The organism is Haliscomenobacter sp. (assembly GCF_033763495.1).
GTDB lineage: Bacteria > Bacteroidota > Bacteroidia > Chitinophagales > Saprospiraceae > Haliscomenobacter.
This window is the reverse complement of sequence record NZ_JANRKL010000024.1, coordinates 1-3,454: the sequence shown is the minus strand read 5'-3', so window position 1 is coordinate 3,454 and position 3,454 is coordinate 1. Positions and strand designations below refer to the sequence as shown.

Genomic DNA, 3,454 nt, shown 5'->3' with positions numbered 1-3,454 from the left:
GGCTCTCCAAATTTTTTGGCTATGTCCGTAAGTGAAAAGTACTCTTCTTTATCTACCCATATCCAACTGATTTCAGTCTGGTCTACTAGGAGGGATTTGCTGCTTTTTGCCATTCGTTTGATCGATAAAATGATAAGCTTTTCTGGGCCAACCTTGGGCTGGCTGACTGCCGTTTAAGGGGCAATTTAAAAAAAACTTCAGGAACAGCCCCTTCCCTCCCCCCAACGAATAATTGCCAAATGCCTACGAATAATCGAAAAGTGCCTACGAATAATTGCTCGCCCACTCATTTTACGCACCAGACTCGCATCTTTGAACCGTTCACAAAAAGTACCACTATGAAAAATATTAAGCCTTTCATTGCTGCCGACATCTTGATCCTATTTGCTTTTGTGCTTGGAATGAATGGAGGGCTACTGGCTAATCACAATCCTGTTTCAACCAAACCTCAAGAGGAGCGTCAGGCACTAATTGCTACATTTAAACCCTACATCGAAAGCATAGCCTGGGTAAACGAGTTCCTCAAAGGAGATTCCAGCTCCACCCGGGCATTCCAACTCAAACCTGTCCTCTCCTTGAACATCAACTGGCTGGACACAGCCACTTATGCAAAAACGGTTCCTGCTGAATGGCAACGCTACTGGCGCGGAGGGCTCAATGATGGGCTCTTGGATGTGTTCAATCACAACGTTTTTTACGAAGATCGCCTCTGGCGGGTTCAACAGGTCGTTTACTCTAAAGACATGCTCTTGCTGAAGTTTGGCGACATCTTTGCTTCTAAAGTAATCTACATCAATCGTCAGTTTAACAATGGCGTAGAAATCGGAATGAGTGCACACGAACTTTTCCCTGAAAAATTCAAGGAACCCATTTCCTACCGCATATCACTCCGCAAACGGGAACAAATCAACCAGCTTCCTGATTTTTTGCACGGAAACTTCGTCAGTACAATTCTCGAAAAATCAATCACCCGAGTAGGTGCCAATTCCATTGAAGCCCTGGGTAAACGTTGGCTCATCCAAAAAAAAGGGGAGATTTTCCTCAACAACCGCCGGGCTTATCGGGTCTACGCACTGGAAGAAAAAACCGGTCTCCCCGGGTACTTCGTTTTTCAGGCCGTGACTGATTTTTGGGTGCTCAATCTGAGCCTGGAGGCTTCCAACAGCAATAGCCGGGAATCTTTGTATACTTTGGGTGAAAAAAAAGGCACCCCAAAATCTTGGAACCTGGACTACCGCTGGGTCTTGCTTTTGACCTTTCTGGGACTGGGCGCTTACCTCTATTACCGCAACCGGATGAAAAAACTGGAGCGGGCTCAGTTTCGTACCCATTTGGCCCTCAATGGCCTCCGCGCCCAACTCAATCCCCACTTCCTCTTCAACTCCCTGGCTTCCATCCAGGACCTAGTCAACGAGGACAACAAAGCTGCCGCCAATCGCTATTTCGACGAAATTGCCCGCCTGCTTCGCTACGTGGTGGATAGTTCCAAATATGCTTATATGCCCCTTGCTCAGGAACTTGAGGCCTTGGAAAAATACTGCTCGCTGGAATCTTTGCGCACTCCTTTCCAGTACTCCTTCGATATTTCAAAGGACATCGACCAAAACAACACCGAAATCCCCACGATGCTACTCCAACCCTTTGTGGAAAATGCCATCCTGCACGGTCTGCGCCCTGGTACTGATCCCAAAGAACTCAAGATTTGCCTTTGGCCCGAGAGTGGCAACCGCATTGGCATCTCTATCCTGGATAATGGCATCGGCATCGAAGAAGCACAGCGCCGGGGCCAAAAACTCCAGGATACCCGCGAGCACCAGGGCCTGGCCACCACCCAACAACGCATCGACCTGCTCAACGAGGGCAAAAAAGAAAAAATCACCCTGCAAATAACGGATCGCAGTCGCCTCAAACCCGGCCAAACGGGGACTGTGGTCCAGCTATCGATCCCCATTTAATTGTTCCTAAACTTCCTATTCTTTTTCCATTTTTATGCTTGACCTTGGAGGTTGACCCCCTCCTTAAACACCTTACATCAATGACCTCTTTTCAAAAGCAATTTCCTTTTGGTTTACTGGTATTGTTTGTGGTTTGTACAATGCTCTCCAGCAATGCCACCGCAAAAACCAACCTCGATTCGCTGCGCAAGGCTTCAATCCATTCTATCCTGCCTTACCTGGAGCAAATCGCACCTTTACGTGAAGCGGTTCGCAACGACAGCATGACTTTTATCGGCATGCGCTTTATGTTGCGAATGGACCAAAATTGGCTGCAAAACGCGCAGTTCGCTACCTCGGTTACACCAGAATGGCGGGGCTACCGTAAAAATGCTGAGCAAAAGGACCCGCTGGACCTCTTTGCGGATTATGCCAACTTTGGGGGCAAACTCGGCAAAGTGACTTCCTTTTTTCACCAGGGTGATGTAGCTGTAGTGGTGCTGGATATCCCGGGCAGTTATACCGTGATCATCCTCAATCGTGCGCCTAAACAGCTCAATCCAGGTGGTGCCAGCATCAACATGTCGATGTTTGCTTTGCGGGAAGATCGCCCCATCGAAGTGAAAAAACCGGAGTCTTTCTACCAGCCTACGCAACAAAAAATGCCTAAAGATGCTCAGGGTGAATACATCCCTGCTGAATACAATTCGCTTAAGGAAATCCTGCGCAATCCTCCTACGCTCATCGTGAAAGACAGTACCATCAATGCCCTGGGCCGCAAATGGAAAATCCACACCGCTGGAATCATTGACGCTCCTGGTGGTGATAACAAAAAGGTTTACCGTGCCATGGCCTTCGACCAATCTGGCAAGGCTGGATATTTTACCATCGAACTGGGTTCTTTGGTGCAAATCAATCTGCTCTTGGAGGAAAGTGACAAACTTGGACGCGACGCTTACCAGTTCAAGGTCAGACTCAAATCCAAGATGTTGAACCGCGAATACTTGTTCATGCTCTTCAAAGGCCTTTTTGTGGTACTGCTCGGTTTTAGTGGTTTTTCTTTTTTCCAAAACCGCAAACTCAGCTCCCAACGCGACCGCGCGAGCCTGGCCCTCACTGGCTTGCGCTCCCGGCTTAATCCTCATTTTTTGTTCAACACCCTGGGCTCCATTCAGGACCTGATCCACGAAAAGAAGTTTGACGCAGTCAACCGCTATTTCACCGAGATGGCTCAACTCATGCGTTATGTGGTGGATAGTGCCGCCCACGAGTTTGTGTTGCTCAAAGACGAACTCGAAGCCCTGCGTAAGTATTGCTGCCTGGAGGCTCTGCGTAGCCCTTTTGATTTTTCGATCCAGGTTGACCCTCTGGTGGATCAAGAAAACGTCGAAATCCCTACCATGCTCTTGCAGCCTTTTGTCGAAAATGCGATCTTACACGGCCTTCGCCCCAGCAATGGTCCCAAAAACTTGTGCATAAAGGTGGAACAGCACTCGCCTCAATTGCTCAACATTGCCATC

Annotated in this window: 2 protein-coding genes; both read left to right on the top strand. The window is 48.4% G+C overall.

Annotated elements, in window-relative coordinates; all coding sequences use genetic code 11:
• The first annotated feature begins 338 nt into the window (after positions 1 to 338).
• Entirely contained in the window at positions 339 to 1,955 is a 1,617-nt protein-coding gene (locus SFV55_RS02060; protein ID WP_320027787.1) for a sensor histidine kinase, read from the top strand.
• An 80-nt stretch (positions 1,956 to 2,035) separates the two neighbouring features.
• The coding region (locus SFV55_RS02055; RefSeq protein ID WP_320027786.1) for a sensor histidine kinase at positions 2,036 to 3,454 on the top strand (1,419 nt) is incomplete at its 3' end.